This is a genomic window from Hydrogenophilus thermoluteolus, assembly GCF_003574215.1.
Taxonomy (GTDB): Bacteria; Pseudomonadota; Gammaproteobacteria; order Burkholderiales; family Rhodocyclaceae; genus Hydrogenophilus; species Hydrogenophilus thermoluteolus.
The window spans coordinates 489,896-507,445 of the sequence record NZ_AP018558.1; the positions used below are offsets into that span (position 1 = coordinate 489,896).

Here is a 17,550-nt window from a genome sequence, read left to right on the forward strand (position 1 = left end):
GCGCGCTTTTATTTGACGTATTTCCAGGTGCCGTTCTGGATCTGGACCATGACGCGCGCGCGCTGATCGAGCCCGAGGTGGTCGTCTTTGCTCATATTGAAGATTCCGTGTGCGCCGGCAACGTTCTTGACGTTTTCGAGCGCGTCACGCAGCGCGACGCGGAATTCCGGCGTACCCGGCTTCGCCTTCTTGAGCGCTTCCGGCAATGCCGCGGCCAGGAGTTTCCCCGCGTCCCAGGCGTGCCCGCCAAAGGTCGAAACCGACCCTTTGCCGTACTTCGATTCGTAGGCTTGGACGTACTCCATTGCTGAAGCTTTCACCGGGTGGTCTGCAGGCAGTTGCTCGGCAACGAGCACCGGCCCGGCAGGCAAGAAGGTGCCTTCACAATCTTTGCCGCAGACCCGGAGGAACGCGTTGTTCGCAACCCCGTGGGTTTGGTAGATCTTACCGCGATAGCCGCGCTCCTTGAGCGTTTTTTGCGGCAGCGCCGCGGGGGTGCCGGAGCCAGCGATCAGGATCGCGTCTGGGTTGGCCTGAACGAGCTTCAACACCTGACCGGTTACCGAGGTGTCGGTACGGTTGTAGCGCTCGTTGGCAATGATCTTGAGCCCACGGGCTTCTGCTACTTTACTGAAGTTTTCGAACCATCCCTCGCCGTACGCGTCGGCAAAACCGATGAACCCGACGGTTTTCACGCCGGAATCGACCATGTGTTCGACGATTGCCGTCGACATCTGGTGGTCGTTTTGCGGCGTTTTGAAGACCCAGTAGCGTTTGGCGTCGACCGGTTCGACGATCCGGTTGCTCGCAGCAAACGAGATCATCGGCACTTTCGCTTCCGCAACGACGTCGATCATCGCGAGCGAGTTGGGTGAAGTGGTCGAACCCATCACCAAGTCGACGTTGTCTTCGGTGATGAATTTGCGGGTGTTCTTCACCGCAGTGGTGGTGTCCGACGCGTCGTCGAGCACGATATAGGTGATTTGTTCACCCGCGATCTCTTTGGGCATCAGTTCGATAGTGTTTTTTTCCGGGATGCCGAGCGACGCGGCGGGCCCAGTGGCCGAAACGGTCACGCCCACTTTGACTTCGGCCCAGGCAGCACCTGCGGCGAACGCAACGCCCAATGCAACGGTCAGCGATTTGAGCACCGGTTTTTTCATGACACGTCTCCTCATTGCCTCCAAGTTGCCCGCACTGACCCGGCGGGGATGGGGTGGCTCTAAATTACCACATATCAAATAAATTTGACAATATCTAACTCAGACTTTTTCGAGCATCATCGCGATGCCTTGCCCGACGCCGATGCACATCGTCGCGACCGCCCAACGGCCGTCGCGGGCGTGAAGGGCGCGCGCCGCAGTGAGCGCGAGGCGCGCGCCCGAGGCGCCAAGCGGGTGACCGAGCGCGATCGCGCCACCGTGGGGGTTGACGTGTTCGGCGTCGTCCGGTAGTCCCAGTTGGCGCAACACCGCAAGTGCCTGCGCCGCGAACGCTTCGTTGAGTTCGATCACGTCGATTTCACTCAGTCGCATACCGGTACGCGCAAGGAGCTTTTGCGTGGCCGGCGCGGGACCGATGCCCATGATCCGCGGCGGCACACCTGCTGTGGCCATCGCGTGGATGCGGGCAAGCGGTGTGAGGCCGTAACGTTCCACCGCAGTGGCGCTGGCAATCAGGCATGCGACCGCGCCGTCATTGACGCCGGAGGCGTTCCCGGCGGTCACCGTACCGTCGGGGCGTACCACCCCTTTGAGTTTGGCAAGCGTTTCCAATGTCGTATCGGGGCGGGGATGTTCGTCGATCGCAACGGTCTGCGTTTCGTCTTTCTTGCCGGTCGGGGCGTCGATCGGAACGATTTCACCCGCGAAATAGCCCGCTTGTTGCGCCGCAGCGGTTCGTTGTTGGCTACGGTAGGCGAACGCGTCTTGGTCGGCGCGGGCAATGCCGAATTCGGCTGCGACGTTCTCGGCGGTTTCGGGCATCGAGTCGGTGCCGTAGCGCTCTGCCATCAACGGATTGATGAACCGCCAGCCGATGGTGGTGTCCTCGATCTTCGCGCTGCGGGAAAACGCGCTCGTGGCTTTCCCCATCACGAACGGTGCGCGGGTCATGCTTTCGACGCCACCCGCGATCATGAGCTCGGCATCGCCCGCGACGATCGCGCGTGCCGCGGTGCCGATCGCATCGAGCCCCGAGCCGCAGAGGCGGTTGATCGTGCTGCCCGGCACTTCGACGGGCAACCCCGCTAGGAGCGCCGCCATGCGGGCGACGTTGCGGTTGTCTTCACCTGCTTGGTTCGCGCAACCGAAAGAGACGTCGTCAAGCGTGGCCCAATCGATTTGGGGGTGACGGGCAACGAGTGCCCGGATGACGTGCGCGGCCATGTCGTCGGGGCGGACATGCGCGAGCGCCCCCCCGTAGCGCCCGAAAGGGGTTCGTACGCCGTCGACGAGATAGACAGGTTCTTTCATCGTGGATCTCCAACCAAATGGGTCACGGGATCAGGGGAAAGGGGATGTTGCGAAGACAACGCAGCGGAAACGGCAGAATTGGCCGTGTGGGCGTGCGCGGCTGCGGGGACGCCGCGCAAAAAAAGCTCGATGACGAGCGGGGCAAGGTCACGATGGGTGAGCGGCCCGTCCGGTCGCAGCCAGGTGAAGGTCCAGTTGATCATCCCGAAGAGGGTCATGGTGAGTGCCGAGACGGTGGTAGGGGAGGTATCGTGCGGGACGAGCGCTGCGATCACCCGTTCGAAGCCGTGCACCACCTGACGCTGTTTGGTGCGGATGACTTCGGCAAGCTCCGTGGGGAGGTGTTTCACGTCCTGCACCAGCACGATGTGGCGGTGCTGCGCATGAGCGTACTCGTCGAGAAACGCGGTGATGAGGGCAACGAGTGCCGCTTCGGCTTCTTGGGGTGTGGAGAGCGACCGGTTGGCCAGCGTCTCACGCACGAGCGTGCAGAGCCGTTCGACGTGGGCGTCGGCAACGTCGAAAAGGATGTGCTCTTTGTCCCGGTAATAGTGGTAGAGGAGCGCCTTGGAAACCCCGCACGCTTTGGCGAGCGTCGCCATCGAAGCCGCGTGAAAGCCCATGCGGGCAAAGAGCATCGCGGCTTTTTCGAGGATCGCTTCTCGCTGCTCTTCGAAGTTGGGGCTGCGCGTGCGGGCCATGGTGTCGGTATGACTCCTTCGTTTAGCGTTCGTCGAAACTGAGTGTCACCTGCTCGGTGAGCGGGTGTGCCTGGCAGGTGAGGACGAACCCTGCTTCGAGGTCTTCGCTTTCGAGCGAGTAGTTTTTGTCCATGCGGACCCGTCCCGCCACCACCTTGGCGCGACAGGCGCAGCAGACTCCATTTTTGCACGAATAGGGGAGCGCGATGCCTGCGGCCAACGCGGCGTCGAGGATCGGGGTGGCACCGCCGGGGTAGGGGAATTCGCGTGTGATGCCATCGACGATCACGCGGATGGTGGCGGAGGTAGCGTCTTGCGGTTCGGCGTGGGTGGGGGGCGCACTTTCGGGCGCGCCAAAACGCTCGTGGTGGATGCGATCCCGCGCGACCCCGTGCGCGAGGAGCGCCGCTTCGACGCCGTCGATCATCGCATTGGGGCCGCAGAGATAGACGATGTCGATCGCTTCGGGCTCCGGGAAAAAGGCGGAAAGGAGCGTGCGGGTTTTGGCTTCGTCGAGCCGACCTTCGAACAGGGGAAACTCTTGCGGCTCGCGGGAGAAGAGCGGAATGAGCAGAAAGCGGTCTGGGTAGCGGTTTTTCAGGTCTTCGATCGTTTCCAGGAACATCGCGCTCGCGCGGGTGCGGTTGCCGTAAAAAAGTGAGACGCGGCTCTGCGGCTCTTCCGCGAGCGCCGTCGCGACGATGGAGAGGATCGGGGTGATACCGCTTCCCGCGGCAAACGCGACGAGGTGGCGTTTTGCGTCCGGGTCAGGTCGAAACTGGAATCGCCCTTGCGGCGGCAGCGCTTCCACGGTCATGCCGGGGGCAAGTTGCTGATTCGCCCAGGTGGAGAAGCGGCCATTGGGGATTTTGCGGATCCCGACGATCCAGCGACCGCTGCCCGGGGTGCTCGCCAGCGAGTAGCTGCGGCGCACCTCTTCGCCGTCGAAGGTGTGGCGCAGGATCAGGTGTTGCCCGGCGGTGAAGGCAAACGCGGCCCGTTGGGATTCCGGTACGTCGAATTCGACCGCAACCGCGTCGGGTGCCAGGCGTTCGATCTGTTTGACGGTGAGGGGGACGAAGGATTCCATGGTGGGTTCAAATCGGTTTGAAGTATTCGAAGGGTTCGCCACAGGCGCGGCAGCGTAGGAGCGCTTTGCAGGCAGTGCTGCTGAATTCGCTCAGTGGTTCCGTATTGCGACTGCCGCAGTGGGGACACGGGATCGTAGGGTGGTAGGTGAGTGGTGCCGCGGTTGCGCGCTTGTCGTCTGATCCCGCGCCACCGCATGAAGGCGGCGCGATGCCCGCCGCTTCGAGTTTGGCGCGGCCTTCGGCGGTGATGCGGTCGCTCGACCACGCGGGGCTCAGCACGAAGCGGACCACCGCGTCGGGATACCCCGCTTGGGCGAGGGCGCGGCGGGTTGCTGCCGCGATCGCTTCGGTTGCGGGGCAGCCCGAATAGGTGGGGAGCAGCTCGATGAGCGGTGCGCCGTTTTCGGCAACGGTGACGCGATGCACCATCCCGAGGTCGACGATCGACAGGTTCGGGATTTCCGGATCGGGGACGGTGGCGAGCACCGCGTGGATCGCGTCTGGTGCGGTCACCATTTGCCTCCAGGATAGGCGCGCTGCAGGTATTGCATTTCAGGTAGCAGGTGGCCCATGTGTTCGCTGTGCCGCCCCCAACGGCCGTGGCTGCGAAAGGGGCTTTCAGGCGGAATGCGCAGTTGCGCTTCGGCAAGGGTCGGTGTCACCGTTTCGCGCCAAGGCGCGGCGAGTTCGCTCGGATGGGGAGCGATGCCAGCTTGCGCCAAGCGGGCGTCGTCTTCGTCGCCTTCGAACCACTCGGCGGTGTACGGCCAGAGGTCGTCGAGTGCCGCCTCGGTTTTGTCGTGGGAAAGCGCGGTGCCGTCGCCCAAACGTACGATCCACCCGCCGGCGTGGCGCTGGTGGTAACGCGCCTCTTTGACCGCTTTGCCAGCGATCGCCGCGAGGTGCGGGTCGGCGCTCGATTGGAGCCGCGCCCAGAGGAGCACCATCCAGCTGGCGAAGAGGAAATGGCGCACCATGGTTCGGGCAAAGTCGCCGTTGGGAAGTTCGGTCATGGTGACGTTGCGGTATTCGTGCTCATAGCGCAGGAACGCGAGCGTATCTTCGTCGCGCCCTTTTCCTTCAAGCGCACCGGCGTAGGTCAGCAGCATCCGCGCTTGGCCGATCAGGTCGAGTCCGAAATTGGCAAGCGCCATCTCTTCTTCGAGTACCGGCGCGTGGCCGCACCATTCGCTGGTGCGTTGCCCCAGGATCAACACGCTGTCGCCGAGCCGAAGGAGGTAGCGAAAGAGCGCCGCTTGCGTTTCGGGATCATAGTCCGGAAGCGTGAGCGCGGTTTCCGCGGCAGGATCTGGTGTGGTTTGCAGCAGTTCGGTGACGAGCATCGCTAACCCCTCACATGTGGTCGACTTCGGCTGGGAGCCGATAGAAGGTGGGGTGGCGATAGATCTTGTCGGCGCTTGGGTCGAAGAGTTCGGGTTTGGCGTCCGGGTCGGAGGCGACGATCTGGTCGGAGCGCACCACCCAGATCGAGACGCCCTCTTGCCGTCGGGTGTAGAGGTCCCGTGCGAGTTCGAGCGCCATGCGGGCGTCGACCGCATGGACGCTGCCGCAGTGTTTGTGTTCGAGCCCGTTCTTGGCGCGGACGAAGACTTCCCACAGCGGCCATTCGTCGCGACGTGGGGTGTCGGTTGGAGTTTGTGTCATCGGAACGACTCCTTTTTGTATCGTTCAGGCAGCGGTGGGGTGGGTGGTAGCCCGCCGGTTTGCTTTTTCGGCATACGCTTCGGCGGCTTCACGCACCCATGCGCCTTCTTCCCAAGCGCGGCGGCGTGCGGCCATTCGGTCGCGGTTGCACGGTCCGTGGCCGTTGATCACGTCCCAGAACGCTTTCCAGTTGATCGGGCCAAAGTCGTAATGTCCACGCTCCGGGTTCCATTTGAGGTGGGGGTCGGGAAGCGTCACCCCCAGCACTTCCGCTTGTGGCACGGTGGCATCGACGAATTTCTGTCGCAATTCGTCGTTCGAGACCCGTTTGATGCCCCAGCGCATCGATTGGGGGCTGTGCACGCTTTCGCTGTCGGGGGGGCCGAACATCATCAGAGCGGGCCACCACCAGCGGTTCACCGCGTCTTGGACCATCGCTTTCTGTTCCGGCGTCCCTTCGCGCATCATCACCAGGAGCGATTCGTATCCCTGGCGTTGGTGGAACGACTCCTCTTTGCAGATGCGTACCATCGCGCGCGCGTAGGGGCCGTAGCTACATTTGCAGAGCGGAATCTGGTTCATGATCGCTGCGCCGTCTACCAGCCAGCCGATCACGCCGACGTCGGCCCAGGTGAGCGTTGGGTAGTTGAAGATCGAGGAGTACTTCGCTTTCCCAGATAGGAGCGCTTCGATGAGTTCGGTGCGGCTGACCCCCAAGGTCTCTGCCGCTGCGTAGAGGTAGAGACCGTGCCCCCCTTCGTCTTGGACTTTCGCAAGCAGGATCGCTTTGCGTTTGAGCGTCGGAGCGCGGGTGATCCAGTTCCCTTCGGGGAGCATGCCGACTACTTCGGAGTGTGCGTGTTGGCTGATCTGGCGAATGAGCGTCTTACGGTAGCCTTCCGGCATCCAGTCTTTCGGTTCGATGAAGTCGCCGCGGTCGATCTTCGCGTCGAATTCGCGCTGGTAGGCTTCCGGCTCTGCCGCGGCGGGGGTAGCGGTTTTCGCCTCTTTCGCCATCAGGTCCATCGCTTGCGTGTACATCGTGGGCTCCTTGTCTCTGCAGGTTAGGCGAACAGAGATTCGCCTGTTCCAGCGTTGGTGATTCTCGTGTTTATTCTTTGGGTCGCTTGTCGATCACCCGGCGCGCCTTCCCGACGGTGACCCGTTCGATCGCAAACGGGTCGCCCACTTCGATCTTCGCGGAGATGCCAACAAAAGTCTTGATGAGGTAGGCAAGCTGTTTGGCCGCCTCTTCGCGAAGATGCTCCTTGCGCCCAACGCCCGCCTCGGGGTTGAGTTCCACTTTGACGGTGAGTTTGTCGAGGTGCCCCTCTTTTTCGACCACCAGCACGTAGTGCGGCGCCAGTTGCGGCACCCGCAGGATGAGCTCTTCGATCTGGGTAGGGAAGACGTTGACGCCGCGGATGATCAACATATCATCGGTGCGGCCGGTGATCTTCGCCATGCGGCGCATGCTGCGGGCGGTAGGGGGGAGCAGGCGCGTGAGGTCACGGGTGCGGTAGCGGATCATCGGCAGCCCCTCTTTGGTGAGGGTGGTGAAGACCAGTTCGCCCTCTTCGCCGTCTGGGAGGGGTTGGCCGGTGATCGGGTCGATGATTTCGGGGTAGAAGTGGTCTTCCCAGATCGTCGGGCCGTCTTTCGTTTCGATACATTCGTTCGCGACGCCAGGCCCCATGATTTCCGAAAGGCCGTAGATATCGACCGCGTCCATATTGGTGCGCGATTCGATGTTCCGGCGAATCGCCTCAGTCCAGGGTTCGGCACCGAAAATCCCGACTTTTAGAGAGATCGAATGGGTGTCGATTCCCTGGCGCGCCATTTCGTCGAGCAGGGTGAGGAAGTAGGAGGGGGTGACCATGATGATGTCGGGTTTGAAGTCGAGAATCAGTTGGATCTGTTTCTCGGTTTGCCCGCCCGACATCGGGACGACCGTGCACCCGAGCCGTTCGGCACCGTAATGGGCGCCCAGCCCGCCGGTGAAGAGACCATAGCCGTACGCGACGTGGACCATGTCACCGGGACGGCCACCCGCGGCGCGGATCGAACGGGCCACCAGATTCGCCCAGGTGTCGATGTCTTTTGCGGTATAGCCGACGACGGTGGGTTTGCCGGTGGTGCCGCTCGAAGCGTGGATCCGCACGATTTTTTCCCGTGGGACCGCAAAGAGTCCGAACGGGTAATGGTCGCGCAGGTCTTGTTTCGTGGTGAACGGGAATTTGGCGAGATCTTCGAGCGTCTTGAGGTCGTCGGGGTGCACGCCCTGCGCTTCACATTTCGCACGGTAGGGGGCGACGTTCTCATACGCGTGGCGAACGCTCCATTTGAGGCGTTCGAGTTGGAGCGCGCGCAGCTCATCGATGCTCGCGGTTTCGATCGGTTCGAGATCACCGGGTTGCGGTTTTTTCACGGGCATGGTGGTTTCCTCCTCATGGGTGTGGTTTCGATTCGACGGGACAGATCGGGTGACCTTTGCGGCGGTACGATTTGCCGCGCATCACCGCGATCAGTTTGCCGTGCTGATTGGTGACCGTGACATCATAAACGCCGGTACGTCCCGCTTCGCCAACGACGCGACATTCGGCGGTGAGCTGATCGCCTTCGTGCGCGGGCGCCAAGAATTCGGTGGCGATGCCTGCCGCAACGGTCATTTCGTTGCCGCTGTTGCAGGCGTAAGCAAACGCGGTGTCGGCCAGTGTGGTGAGGATGCCGCCATGCAGGATCGCAAAACCGTTCAACATCTCACGGCGCACGGTCATCGTCATGCGCGCGTAGTTGGGGGCGATCGCCTCGAGCGTGATGCCCAGGTGCTGGGCGCAATAGTCGCGCGCGTACATCGCTTCCCCGACCGCATTGGCGACGGTTTGTGGGTCAGGCGCAAACGTGGTCGAGCCGTGAGGCGTGTTCGTGTTCATCGTGGCTCATCCCAAGTGGCGCGGAGCCCGGTTGAGGGCCGCCTCTGCCGCGCGCAGCTGAAGGTAGGGGGAGACGCGATAGCGCGGGTCGCCCGTGAACTGGTGGAGATGGCGCAGCAGTTGGGTGACTTGGATGACGCCCACCCGTTCCGCCCACGCCAGAGGCCCTTCTGGGTAGTTGGTGCCGTAGCGCATCGCCAGATCGATCTCTTCGGCACTGGCTACGCCTTGATGGACGGCGTCCGCTGCTTCGTTGGCGAGCATCGCCTGCGTGCGGGCAAAAACGAGCCCTGCGGTGTCGGCGATCACCGCGGCCCGCAACCCGGCTGCTTGCAGGAGGGCGATCGCCTGCGCGCGCGCCGCGTCCGGTGTGGTTGCGGCGAACGCCACCGCGATGCGCGTCGCGCTCTTCCAGTCACGCACCCAGTCGAGAACGGCAAGCGACGGGTTTTGTTCTGCCAACGCGCGGAGCGTTGCAGGGCGACCGTCGGTCAGGACGATCCGCACGCCGTGGGTTTCGATGCAGGGTTCGGACGGGACGGTTGCCCGTTTGACCGCAACGCCGCCGTTGTGTAACCGGGTAGCCATGGCGTCGAGCGCGGGATGGTCGCCGATGAGCGAAGCGTTCGGGTCGGCGAGCGGGTGCGGTTCGGCTTCTTGTGGTGCCGGGTTGTGCGCCCCTTCACGGTAGTCGTAAAAACCCCGCCCGCTTTTGCGGCCAAGGTGTCCGGCACGGACCAACTCTTCTTGGATGAGGCTCGGTTGGAAACGGGGGTCGTAACCGTAGGCTTCCCAGACCGAGCGGGTCACCGCGGCATTGACGTCGTGGCCGATGAGGTCCATCAATTCGAACGGCCCCATACGGAAGTTACCGGCGTCGCGCAGGATCGCGTCGATGGTGGCGGTGTCGCTCGTCTGTTCGAGGAGTAGCCGCAGCGCCTCACCGTAGAAGGGGCGGGCGACGCGGTTGACGATGAAGCCGGGTGTCGATTTCGCGCGTACCGCAATCTTGCCCCACGCGCGCGCGGTGGCTTGGACGGTTTCCGCAACCGCAGGGTCGGTTTGTAGGCCGCTCACCACTTCGACCAATTTCATGTGGGTGGCGGGGTTGAAGAAGTGCATCCCGACCACCCGTTCGGGGTGGGTGAGCGGTGCTGCGATCGCGGTGATCGAGAGCGACGAAGTGTTGCTGGCCAGGATCGTGTGCGGCGCAACGAGCGCTTCGAGGTCGCGAAAGAGGGTTTTCTTGACCTCCAGGTTTTCGACGATCGCTTCGATTACCAGCGCAGCCAGCGGTGCCGTTTCGCGAAAGTCTTGGGTGTACGTCAGTCGCGCCTGCGTTGCTTCGGCAGCTTTAGCGGGGATCTTGCCTTTTGCGACGCCGCTGGCGAGGTCCCGCTCGATCGCAGCTTTCGCAGCGTCGAGTTGCGCTGCGTCGAGGTCGTAGAGGGTGACGGGGTGGCCCGCCGTGGCGGCAACCTGGGCAATTCCGCGGCCCATCGCGCCCGCGCCGATGACAAGTACCGGCGCGCTGGGCGGAAGGGCTTGGGATGGGGTTTCGGTGGCTTGGGTCATCGGAGAACTCCCTCCGCAGTGCGTTCAGCGGCCAAGATAACGGGGAGGACGTTTTTCCAAGAAGGCGCGAACGCCCTCTTGATAGTCGTGCGTTTGCCCACACGCGCGCATTGCGTCGCGTTCGCGGTCGAGCTGCTGCGCCAGGGCGTATTCGAAACTGGTCCAGATGAGTTTTTTGGTTTGGGCGTAGCCGTATGTGGGGCCCGCGGCAAGCTGTTCGGCAACCGCTGTGACCGTGGGGATGAGGGCATCATCGTCAACGCATTTCCAGATCAACCCCCACCGTTCAGCCTCTTCCGCCGAAAGTTTCTCACCCAAGAGCGCCAGCCCGAGCGCCCGCGCCGGACCCACCAGCCGCGGCAGCGTCCAGCTCCCGCCGGTATCGGGAACAAGACCAAGCTTCGCGAACGACTGAATGAAGCTCGCCGAGCGTGCCGCAAAGACCAGGTCACACGCCAGCGCCAGATTGGCCCCCGCTCCCGCAGCAACGCCATTGACCGCGGCGATCACGGGCAAATCGAGCTGTCGCAACGCGAGGACGAGCGGTTTGTAGTTTTTTTCGATCGATTCACCCAGATCCGGTGCGGCTTCACCCGGCGCGACTGCGCGATCGTTGAGGTCTTGACCCGCGCAAAAGCCGCGCCCCGCGCCGGTGAGCACCAGCGCGCGCACCGTACCGGCTTTCCGCTGTGTCGCAACGCGCGCCAGAGCTTCGCGCACTTCGGCGTGCATTTCGGTCGTGAAACTGTTGAGGCGCTCTGGGCGGTTGAGGGTTAGCCACGCCACGCCGTTTGCTTCACGATACAGAATCGTGCGCCAGGCCGTCTCCATCTGAGGTCTCCTCCGTCCTTTCGTGTGGGTTGTGCACTTGTTTGACCGACCGTTCGATAAATACTATACTTGACCTGCATCAAAGTCAACCGCTTTTTTCGATATTTTCTAACCGGTTTGTCTATGTTAAAGTTTGTTGCCACATATCCTGAAGGAGGAGATACCGTGTCTCAAGAATGGTTTACGCGCCATCAAGCGCTGCTCGAAGAGGCGGTGCGTGCGATTCACACGCGTGGCTACTGGACTCCGTTCCCCGAAATGCCCAGTCCGAAAGTCTACGGGGAAAATGCGATGGCCGAAGGCAAAGCGGCAGCGCTTGCCTACCACGACCGCGAATTCCCTTTGCAGGATCAAGGTACGCCCGAGCGGTGGGTCGCAACCGAGCGGTCGCCTTACGGGGTGGAATTGACGCCGAAGTACCCGGTCTTTGCGGTCGAAACCCTGGTCCGCCAGGCAGAAAACGCGATGCCCGCGTGGCAGCGTCTTGGCCCCGAAGGGCGGGTGGGCGTGCTGCTCGAAGCGTTGGTCCGTTTGAACCAGCGCAGTATGGAAGTGGCGCACGCAGTGATGTATACCACCGGCCAAGGGTGGATGATGGCGTTCCAAGCAGGGGGGCCGCACGCGCAGGACCGTGGGCTCGAGGCGGTTGCGTATGCGTGGGACGAAATGAGCCGGATCCCCAAAGCGGCGGTCTGGGAAAAACCCCAGGGCAAAAATCCCCCGATCAAGATGGAGAAGCGCTATGAGATCGTCGGCCGCGGCGTCGGCGTGGTGATCGGTTGCGGAACCTTCCCCACGTGGAATACCTATCCGGGGCTCTTTGCGGCGTTGGCAACTGGCAACCCGGTGATCGTCAAACCCCACAGCAACGCAGTGTTGCCTGCGGCGATCACGGTACGGGTGCTGCGCGACGTATTGACCGAGGCCGGGTGCGACCCGAACGTGGTGCAATTGGCGGTGTTCGACGATCGCCAGGCTACCCAGCAGCTCGTCCAGCACCCGGCGGTGAAGTCGATCGATTTCACCGGCGGCTGCGCGTTCGGGCAATGGCTCATCGACAACTGCCGCCAGGCGCAGGTCTATGCAGAACTGGCCGGGGTCAATACCGTCGTGATCGAATCGACGGACGACTACGCTGGCCTGTTGAAAAACCTGGCGTTTACGCTTTCCCTCTATTCCGGTCAGATGTGCACCACGACGCAGGCGATTTTGGTTCCCGCGCAAGGGGTACAGACACCCGACGGCGTGAAGCCGTACGAGACCGTGGTTGCCGACCTGGCCGCGGCAATCGACGCGTTCTTGTCCGATCCGCGGGTGGCGTTCGCGGTGCTGGGCGCGGTGCAGTCCGACGAGACGATGGCGCGCATCGATGCGGCGAACCGGGGCGATTTCGGTGCCGTGGCACTGGCGAGCAAAGCGCTCACCCACCCCGAGTATCCCAATGCCCGCGTGCAAACGCCGGTGCTCATCACCTGTGACGAAAACGACGAAGCGGCCTATCTGGAGGAGCGTTTCGGGCCGATCGCGTTCGTCGTGCGTTGCGCCGACCGCGACGCGGCGCTGGCGCGCGCCGAGCGGATCGTACGCGAACACGGCGCATTGACGTTGGGGTGCTACTCGATCGATCCCGCGTACCAGGAGCGGATGGTCGATGCGAGCCTGCGTGCCGGTGTCGCGCTTTCGTTCAATTTGACCGACGGCGTCTACGTGAACCAGTCGGCAGCGTTTTCCGACTACCACGGTACCGGTCTCAACCCGGCGGCGAACGCCAGCTACTGTGACGCAGCGTTCGTCGCGCGCCGTTTCGCTGTCGTGCAGCGCCGTTGGCATGTGAAGGAGTAACGCTGTGCCCTTTTACGAGATCGATGGGCTCAAGCCCGTGGTCCATCCCACCGCGTTCGTCCATCCGGACGCGGTGGTGATCGGGGACGTGTTTATCGGCGAAGGGTGTTACGTGGCGCCGCTCGCGAGTTTGCGTGGTGATTTCGGCCGCATCATCCTCGAAGCCGGGAGTAACGTCCAGGATTGCTGCGTGCTGCACGGCTTTCCCGGCTGCGACACGGTGGTCGGGGTCAATGGCCACATCGGGCACGGCGCGATTCTGCACGGCTGCCGAATCGGTGAAGACGCCCTGGTGGGCATGAACGCGGTGGTGATGGACGAGGCCGAAATCGGTGCGGGGTCGATCGTCGCTGCGCACGCGTTCGTCAAAGCCGGGTTCGTCGCACCGCCCCGTTCGCTCGTCGTCGGGGCGCCAGCGAAGATCGTGCGCCAGGTCACCGATGAAGAGCTGGCGTGGAAGCAGGAGGGGACGCGCACCTACCAAGATTTGACGCGCCGTTCCCTCGCGACGCTGCGCCCTTGTACACCACTGGCTCAAGCCGAACCGGGACGGAAGCGCTTCGAGATGCCGGGGGTGGTTCCGTTGGTGGCGAAGCGGCGGGAAGGGAGCTGAAGCGCGGGTTTGTACCACGCATTGGGGGCACTATGGCGTGGGAAATGGTGCGCCCCAGCCGTGTTCTGTTTGTCAACATACGTGTGTCTGGTTAGGTGATCGGTTGGCGTACGCTATAATTTTTTCATGATGAACCGACAACCGCCTTCTCGTGTTTTGGGGATGTTTTGCGCTGCGGTCGCGGCGTTGCTCCTTTCCGCCTGTCAGCCAGAGCCGCAAGACACCAAACCGGGGCAACCCGTCGCGACGCGGCAGAAGCTGTTCAAAGCGATGCTGCGCGAATTCGAGCCGATGGGGGTGATGTTGCGCGAAGGGCCGTTCGACGCCGCGCGCTTCGAAGGCCATTTCCGTCGCTTCCTCGATTTGGCCGAAAAGCCCTGGCCCTATTTCCGCGAGGACACCTGCTACCCGCCCGCAAAGGTCAAGCCCCAGACGTGTACCGACCTTGCCGGGTTCGAACGCCGAAAAGAGGCTTTCCTGGGAGCGGTTGCTGGGCTCAACACCGCGGTGCAAAAGGAGTTGGGCACACTCGCACCGCAAGGAAGTGCCAGAGCCGAAACGCAGGCGCGTGCGGCACTCAAAGCGGCGTACGACCGCGTCTATGACACGTGCCAAGATTGCCACCGTGACTACCGCAAAAAGTGATCCCGCGCAAACCGATTCGGAACGTGCCGCATGGGCGCAGGGGATCGCGCATGACCCGTGGCCGCAGCGGATCGTCTGCTTGACCGAGGAGAGCGTCGAAACACTCTACCTTTTGGGCGAGGAGCGGCGTATCGTCGGGATTTCGGGTTTTACCGTGCGGCCGCCGCAAGCACGGAAGGAAAAGCCAAAGGTCTCGGCGTTCACGAGTGCCAAGATCGACGAAATCCTGAAGCTCGAACCCGATCTGGTGATCGGCTTTTCCGACATGCAAGCGGAGATCGCCGCGACCCTGATTCGCGCCGGGGTCGAGGTCTGGGTGAGCAACCACCGGTCGGTGGCGGGGATCCTCGCCTACATTCGGCGCCTGGGGGCGTGGGTTGGCGCGTCGGAACGAACGGAGGCGCTCGTCGCGCAACTGACCGCGGGGTTGCACGCCGTGGCCGAGGCCGCGAACCGCCTGCCCGTGCGGCCCAAGGTCTATTTCGAAGAGTGGGACGAGCCGATGATCAGCGGCATCCTCTGGGTGCATGAGCTGATCGCGCTGGCGGGCGGTGAACCCCTTTTCCCGGAGCGGGCGCAGGCGCCGTTGGCGCGTGACCGGATCATCGCCGACCCGGCGGAGGTGGTGCGTGCCGCGCCCGATCTGATCATCGGTTCGTGGTGTGGCAAGAAGTTCCGCCCGGAGCAGGTGGCGGCGCGCCCGGGGTGGGGCGCGATCCCCGCGGTGGCGCGCGGGCAGCTCGTCGAGATCAAATCGCCGCTCATCCTGCAACCGGGACCCGCGGCGCTCACCGATGGGCTGCAAGCGCTGGCGCAGGCGATCGAGCGGGCGGCGCAGGCAGCTGCGCAATCTCGACCCGGTTGCGACCGGACCGTTTAGCGCGGTAGCGCGCTTGGTCAGCAACGCGAAGGATCTCTTATTATCGCGCGTCGGGCTGCGTCGCAGGTGCTGCTTTCTGAAACGCTGGGAGTTTCTGGCAAGCCGCTTCGATTGCGGTGAGTCGTGGATAGGGCGTGAGATCGCATTCGAACCGCCGCGCGTTGAAGAGTTGCGGCACGATGCAACAGTCGGCCAGCGTGGGGGAATCGCCCCAAGCAAAGGGGCCGCCCGGGTTTTCGGCTGCGGTGACCATCGCTTCGAGCGCTGCGAGCCCTTCGGCGATCCAGTGGCGATACCACGCCAATTTGTTCGCTTCGTCGACCCCAAGCGTCCCGGTGAGGTAGTTGAGAACCCGCAGGTTGTTGACTGGGTGGATTTCGCACGCGACGAGCTGTGCCAGCGCGCGAACCTGGGCGCGTGCGAACGGATCTGCGGGAAGCAGCGGAGGGGTGGGATGAATTTCGTCCAGGTATTCGATGATCGCGAGCGATTGGGTGAACCGCTGCGTATGGCCATCCGCTGTGGTCACTTCCAGTACCGGGACGAGCCCCGCAGGGTGGCGCGCTTTGTGGGTTTCGCGTTTTTGTTCGCCCTGAAGGAGGTTCACCGGCACGATTTCGTAGGGAATCCCTTTGAGTTCAAGTGCGATGCGGACACGGTACGCGGCGGAGCTGCGGAAGTAGCTGTAGAGGCGGTACATCGTCACCCCTCCGGCAGCGCTTCGACCCGGTTTTCGATTCGGCCAAAGATGTCGTTTCCGGCGTCGTCGGTCATCCAGATGGTGACGGTGTCGCCATCTTGCATGAAGGGGGTTTGCGGTTTACCGGTCTCGATGATTTCGAGCATGCGTACTTCGGCGATACAGCAGTAGCCGACGCCGCCATTTTCGACCTTCGAACCGTAGAGGCCCCCTTGTTTGTTCGAGACGGTGCCGGAACCGATGATCGAGCCAGCTTCGAGTTCGCGCGTCGTCGCCGCGTGGGCGATCAGGCGGCCAAAATCGAACTGCATGTCGACCCCGGCGTTGGGAAAACCGAAGGGCTTGCCGTTGAGGTTCACCCGCAGCGGCAGATGGACTTTGCCGTCCCGCCACGCGTCACCCAGTTCGTCCGGGGTCACCGCAACCGGTGAGAAGCTGCTTGCCGGTTTCGATTGGAAAAAGCCAAACCCTTTCGCGAGTTCGTTTGGGATCAGGTTCCGAAGACTGACGTCATTGACCAGCATCACCAGCGCGATGTGGTTGCGCGCGGCAACGGGGTCGATGCCCATCGGCACGTCGGTGGTGACGACGGTGACCTCCGCTTCGAAGTCGATGCCCCACGACACTTTGGCGCGGATGGGGTCGTACGGAGCGATGAAGCTGTCCGAGCCACCCTGGTACATCAGGGGGTCGTCGTAAAAAGCGGGGGGCATTTCGGCGCCGCGTGCTTTGCGCACCAGCTCGACGTGGTTGAGGTACGCGGAACCGTCCGCCCATTGGTACGCTCGGGGTAGGGGTGAGGCGCAGGTACGCGGGTCGAACGGTTGGGCGTGGCGGGCGGCGCCTGCGTTGAGGGCCTCATAGACCGCGGCGAGTTGCGGGGCGACGTTCGCCCAGTCATCCAACGCTTTTTGTAGGGTGGGAGCGATTTCGGGGACCGGTTGGCAGCGGGTCAGGTCGCGAGAAACGACGACCAGCGTGCCATCCCGGCCACCCGCTTTGAGGGTGGCCAACTTCATCGGCGGTTCTCTCCTTTATTGGCTTTCTGGGAACATCGTTTTGTAACGGCCGTCGTGCATCCAACGGGCGTGTTGCGGTGCCCGCTTCGTCTGCCGCCACGCTTCGAGCATCTCCCATTTCACTTTGTCCAGTGCTTCGAGCATGCCGGGGCGAAGGGTGTTTGCAGCGAGTTCAATGCGGTGGCCGTTGGGGTCGAAAAAGTAGATCGATTGGAAGAGCGCGTGGTCGGTGGGGCCGACCACTTCGATCCCTTCGGCTTCGAGTCGCGCTTTGGTTTCGAGAAGCACGTCCATCGATTCCACTTCGAACGCGATGTGCTGCGTCCACGCCGGGGTGTTGGGGTCGCGCCCCATCGGCGGACGGGTGGGGAGTTCGAAGAACGCCAGGATGTTGCCGTTCCCGGCGTCGAGAAAGATGTGCATGTAGGGGTCTGGCTCTTTGGTCGACGGGACCTCGTCTTCGGCGATCGACAAGATCAATTTCATCCCCAGGTGCTTTTCGTACCATTTGGCCGTCTCATAGGCGTCGTGGCACCGATACGCAACGTGGTGGATCTTTTTGATGAGGCTCATGATGGGTC

Annotated in this window: 19 protein-coding genes; 4 read left to right on the forward strand and 15 right to left on the reverse strand. The window is 62.9% G+C overall.

The features are described from left to right. Positions 1-8 precede the first annotated feature (8 nt). The 12 genes from HPTL_RS02385 to paaG form a co-directional block, all read right to left on the reverse strand. Positions 9-1,163, reverse strand: coding sequence for an ABC transporter substrate-binding protein (locus HPTL_RS02385; protein ID WP_119334546.1), 1,155 nt, complete (start codon positions 1,161-1,163; stop codon positions 9-11). Positions 1,164-1,262: 99 nt separating this feature from the next. After that, on the reverse strand, positions 1,263-2,474 hold the full coding sequence (gene pcaF / locus HPTL_RS02390) for a 3-oxoadipyl-CoA thiolase (RefSeq protein WP_119334547.1): 1,212 nt from the start codon (positions 2,472-2,474) through the stop codon (positions 1,263-1,265). Beyond that, positions 2,471-3,175 carry a TetR/AcrR family transcriptional regulator gene (locus HPTL_RS02395; RefSeq protein WP_119334548.1) on the reverse strand — a complete coding sequence of 235 codons (705 nt, stop codon included), beginning with the start codon at positions 3,173-3,175 and terminating at the stop codon, positions 2,471-2,473. Before HPTL_RS02395 ends, pcaF begins: the two co-directional genes overlap by 4 nt. A gap of 22 nt (positions 3,176-3,197) precedes the next feature. Beyond that, entirely contained in the window at positions 3,198-4,265 is a 1,068-nt protein-coding gene (gene paaE, locus HPTL_RS02400) for a 1,2-phenylacetyl-CoA epoxidase subunit PaaE (RefSeq protein ID WP_119334549.1), read from the reverse strand. A 7-nt stretch (positions 4,266-4,272) separates the two neighbouring features. Then, a complete protein-coding gene (gene paaD, locus HPTL_RS02405) occupies positions 4,273-4,782 on the reverse strand; it encodes a 1,2-phenylacetyl-CoA epoxidase subunit PaaD (RefSeq protein ID WP_119334550.1) in 510 nt (169 codons plus the stop codon). Next, on the reverse strand, positions 4,776-5,609 hold the full coding sequence (gene paaC, locus HPTL_RS02410) for a 1,2-phenylacetyl-CoA epoxidase subunit PaaC (RefSeq protein WP_119334551.1): 834 nt from the start codon (positions 5,607-5,609) through the stop codon (positions 4,776-4,778). Before paaC ends, paaD begins: the two co-directional genes overlap by 7 nt. A 10-nt stretch (positions 5,610-5,619) precedes the next feature. Beyond that, positions 5,620-5,931, reverse strand: coding sequence for a 1,2-phenylacetyl-CoA epoxidase subunit PaaB (gene paaB / locus HPTL_RS02415; protein ID WP_119334552.1), 312 nt, complete (start codon positions 5,929-5,931; stop codon positions 5,620-5,622). A gap of 24 nt (positions 5,932-5,955) precedes the next feature. Next, positions 5,956-6,972: a 1,2-phenylacetyl-CoA epoxidase subunit PaaA gene (gene paaA, locus HPTL_RS02420; RefSeq protein ID WP_119334553.1), complete on the reverse strand. Its 1,017-nt coding sequence runs from the start codon at positions 6,970-6,972 to the stop codon at positions 5,956-5,958. A gap of 70 nt (positions 6,973-7,042) precedes the next feature. Next, the gene (gene paaK / locus HPTL_RS02425; RefSeq protein ID WP_119334554.1) at positions 7,043-8,365 is read right to left on the reverse strand and encodes a phenylacetate--CoA ligase PaaK; all 1,323 of its coding nucleotides are present in this window, start codon (positions 8,363-8,365) and stop codon (positions 7,043-7,045) included. Between the two features lie 13 nt (positions 8,366-8,378). Next, a complete protein-coding gene (paaI, locus tag HPTL_RS02430) occupies positions 8,379-8,864 on the reverse strand; it encodes a hydroxyphenylacetyl-CoA thioesterase PaaI (RefSeq protein WP_179949081.1) in 486 nt (161 codons plus the stop codon). A gap of 6 nt (positions 8,865-8,870) precedes the next feature. Beyond that, complete coding sequence (locus HPTL_RS02435) at positions 8,871-10,439, reverse strand: 3-hydroxyacyl-CoA dehydrogenase (RefSeq protein ID WP_119334555.1); 1,569 nt, start codon at positions 10,437-10,439, stop codon at positions 8,871-8,873. Between the two features lie 24 nt (positions 10,440-10,463). Further along, positions 10,464-11,270: a 2-(1,2-epoxy-1,2-dihydrophenyl)acetyl-CoA isomerase PaaG gene (gene paaG, locus HPTL_RS02440; protein WP_119334556.1), complete on the reverse strand. Its 807-nt coding sequence runs from the start codon at positions 11,268-11,270 to the stop codon at positions 10,464-10,466. A 165-nt stretch (positions 11,271-11,435) separates the two neighbouring features. Between paaG and paaN the strand changes: the two genes are divergently transcribed. The 4 genes from paaN to HPTL_RS02460 all read left to right on the forward strand — a co-directional run bounded on the left by paaN (position 11,436) and on the right by HPTL_RS02460 (position 15,250). Further along, on the forward strand, positions 11,436-13,112 hold the full coding sequence (paaN, locus tag HPTL_RS02445; protein WP_232000005.1) for a phenylacetic acid degradation protein PaaN: 1,677 nt from the start codon (positions 11,436-11,438) through the stop codon (positions 13,110-13,112). 4 nt (positions 13,113-13,116) lie between these two features. Beyond that, the gene (gene paaY, locus HPTL_RS02450) at positions 13,117-13,725 is read left to right on the forward strand and encodes a phenylacetic acid degradation protein PaaY (RefSeq protein WP_119334558.1); all 609 of its coding nucleotides are present in this window, start codon (positions 13,117-13,119) and stop codon (positions 13,723-13,725) included. A 126-nt stretch (positions 13,726-13,851) separates the two neighbouring features. Beyond that, entirely contained in the window at positions 13,852-14,370 is a 519-nt protein-coding gene (locus HPTL_RS02455; protein ID WP_119334559.1) for a c-type cytochrome, read from the forward strand. Beyond that, complete coding sequence (locus HPTL_RS02460) at positions 14,327-15,250, forward strand: cobalamin-binding protein (protein ID WP_119334560.1); 924 nt, start codon at positions 14,327-14,329, stop codon at positions 15,248-15,250. Before HPTL_RS02455 ends, HPTL_RS02460 begins: the two co-directional genes overlap by 44 nt. Before the next feature lie 40 nt (positions 15,251-15,290). On the opposite strand, the gene maiA is transcribed toward HPTL_RS02460, so the two are convergent. Genes maiA through HPTL_RS02475 form a run of 3 tightly spaced genes read right to left on the reverse strand, consistent with a single transcriptional unit; the run spans position 15,291 to position 17,542 of the window. Next, a complete protein-coding gene (maiA, locus tag HPTL_RS02465; RefSeq protein ID WP_119334561.1) occupies positions 15,291-15,950 on the reverse strand; it encodes a maleylacetoacetate isomerase in 660 nt (219 codons plus the stop codon). Positions 15,951-15,952: 2 nt separating this feature from the next. Further along, positions 15,953-16,969 (reverse strand): fumarylacetoacetate hydrolase family protein, encoded by a 1,017-nt coding sequence (locus HPTL_RS02470; protein ID WP_119334562.1) that lies wholly within the window; start codon positions 16,967-16,969, stop codon positions 15,953-15,955. A 15-nt stretch (positions 16,970-16,984) separates the two neighbouring features. Continuing rightward, a complete protein-coding gene (locus HPTL_RS02475) occupies positions 16,985-17,542 on the reverse strand; it encodes a VOC family protein (protein ID WP_179949082.1) in 558 nt (185 codons plus the stop codon). Between the last annotated feature and the right edge of the window lie 8 nt (positions 17,543-17,550).

Excerpts from the sequence above, each read along its gene's own strand:
- paaK (WP_119334554.1), bottom strand. The coding sequence starts at position 8,365 with ATGCCCGTGAAAAAACCGCAACCCGGTGATCTCGAACCGATCGAAACC.
- HPTL_RS02455 (WP_119334559.1), top strand. The coding sequence starts at position 13,852 with ATGATGAACCGACAACCGCCTTCTCGTGTTTTGGGGATGTTTTGCGCT.
- pcaF (WP_119334547.1), bottom strand. The coding sequence starts at position 2,474 with ATGAAAGAACCTGTCTATCTCGTCGACGGCGTACGAACCCCTTTCGGG.
- HPTL_RS02460 (WP_119334560.1), top strand. The coding sequence starts at position 14,327 with ATGACACGTGCCAAGATTGCCACCGTGACTACCGCAAAAAGTGATCCC.
- paaI (WP_179949081.1), bottom strand. The coding sequence starts at position 8,864 with ATGAACACGAACACGCCTCACGGCTCGACCACGTTTGCGCCTGACCCA.
- HPTL_RS02470 (WP_119334562.1), bottom strand. The coding sequence starts at position 16,969 with ATGAAGTTGGCCACCCTCAAAGCGGGTGGCCGGGATGGCACGCTGGTC.
- HPTL_RS02475 (WP_179949082.1), bottom strand. The coding sequence starts at position 17,542 with ATGAGCCTCATCAAAAAGATCCACCACGTTGCGTATCGGTGCCACGAC.
- HPTL_RS02435 (WP_119334555.1), bottom strand. The coding sequence starts at position 10,439 with ATGACCCAAGCCACCGAAACCCCATCCCAAGCCCTTCCGCCCAGCGCG.
- HPTL_RS02395 (WP_119334548.1), bottom strand. The coding sequence starts at position 3,175 with ATGGCCCGCACGCGCAGCCCCAACTTCGAAGAGCAGCGAGAAGCGATC.
- paaE (WP_119334549.1), bottom strand. The coding sequence starts at position 4,265 with ATGGAATCCTTCGTCCCCCTCACCGTCAAACAGATCGAACGCCTGGCA.
- HPTL_RS02385 (WP_119334546.1), bottom strand. The coding sequence starts at position 1,163 with ATGAAAAAACCGGTGCTCAAATCGCTGACCGTTGCATTGGGCGTTGCG.
- paaB (WP_119334552.1), bottom strand. The coding sequence starts at position 5,931 with ATGACACAAACTCCAACCGACACCCCACGTCGCGACGAATGGCCGCTG.
- paaC (WP_119334551.1), bottom strand. The coding sequence starts at position 5,609 with ATGCTCGTCACCGAACTGCTGCAAACCACACCAGATCCTGCCGCGGAA.
- paaA (WP_119334553.1), bottom strand. The coding sequence starts at position 6,972 with ATGTACACGCAAGCGATGGACCTGATGGCGAAAGAGGCGAAAACCGCT.
- paaD (WP_119334550.1), bottom strand. The coding sequence starts at position 4,782 with ATGGTGACCGCACCAGACGCGATCCACGCGGTGCTCGCCACCGTCCCC.
- paaG (WP_119334556.1), bottom strand. The coding sequence starts at position 11,270 with ATGGAGACGGCCTGGCGCACGATTCTGTATCGTGAAGCAAACGGCGTG.
- maiA (WP_119334561.1), bottom strand. The coding sequence starts at position 15,950 with ATGTACCGCCTCTACAGCTACTTCCGCAGCTCCGCCGCGTACCGTGTC.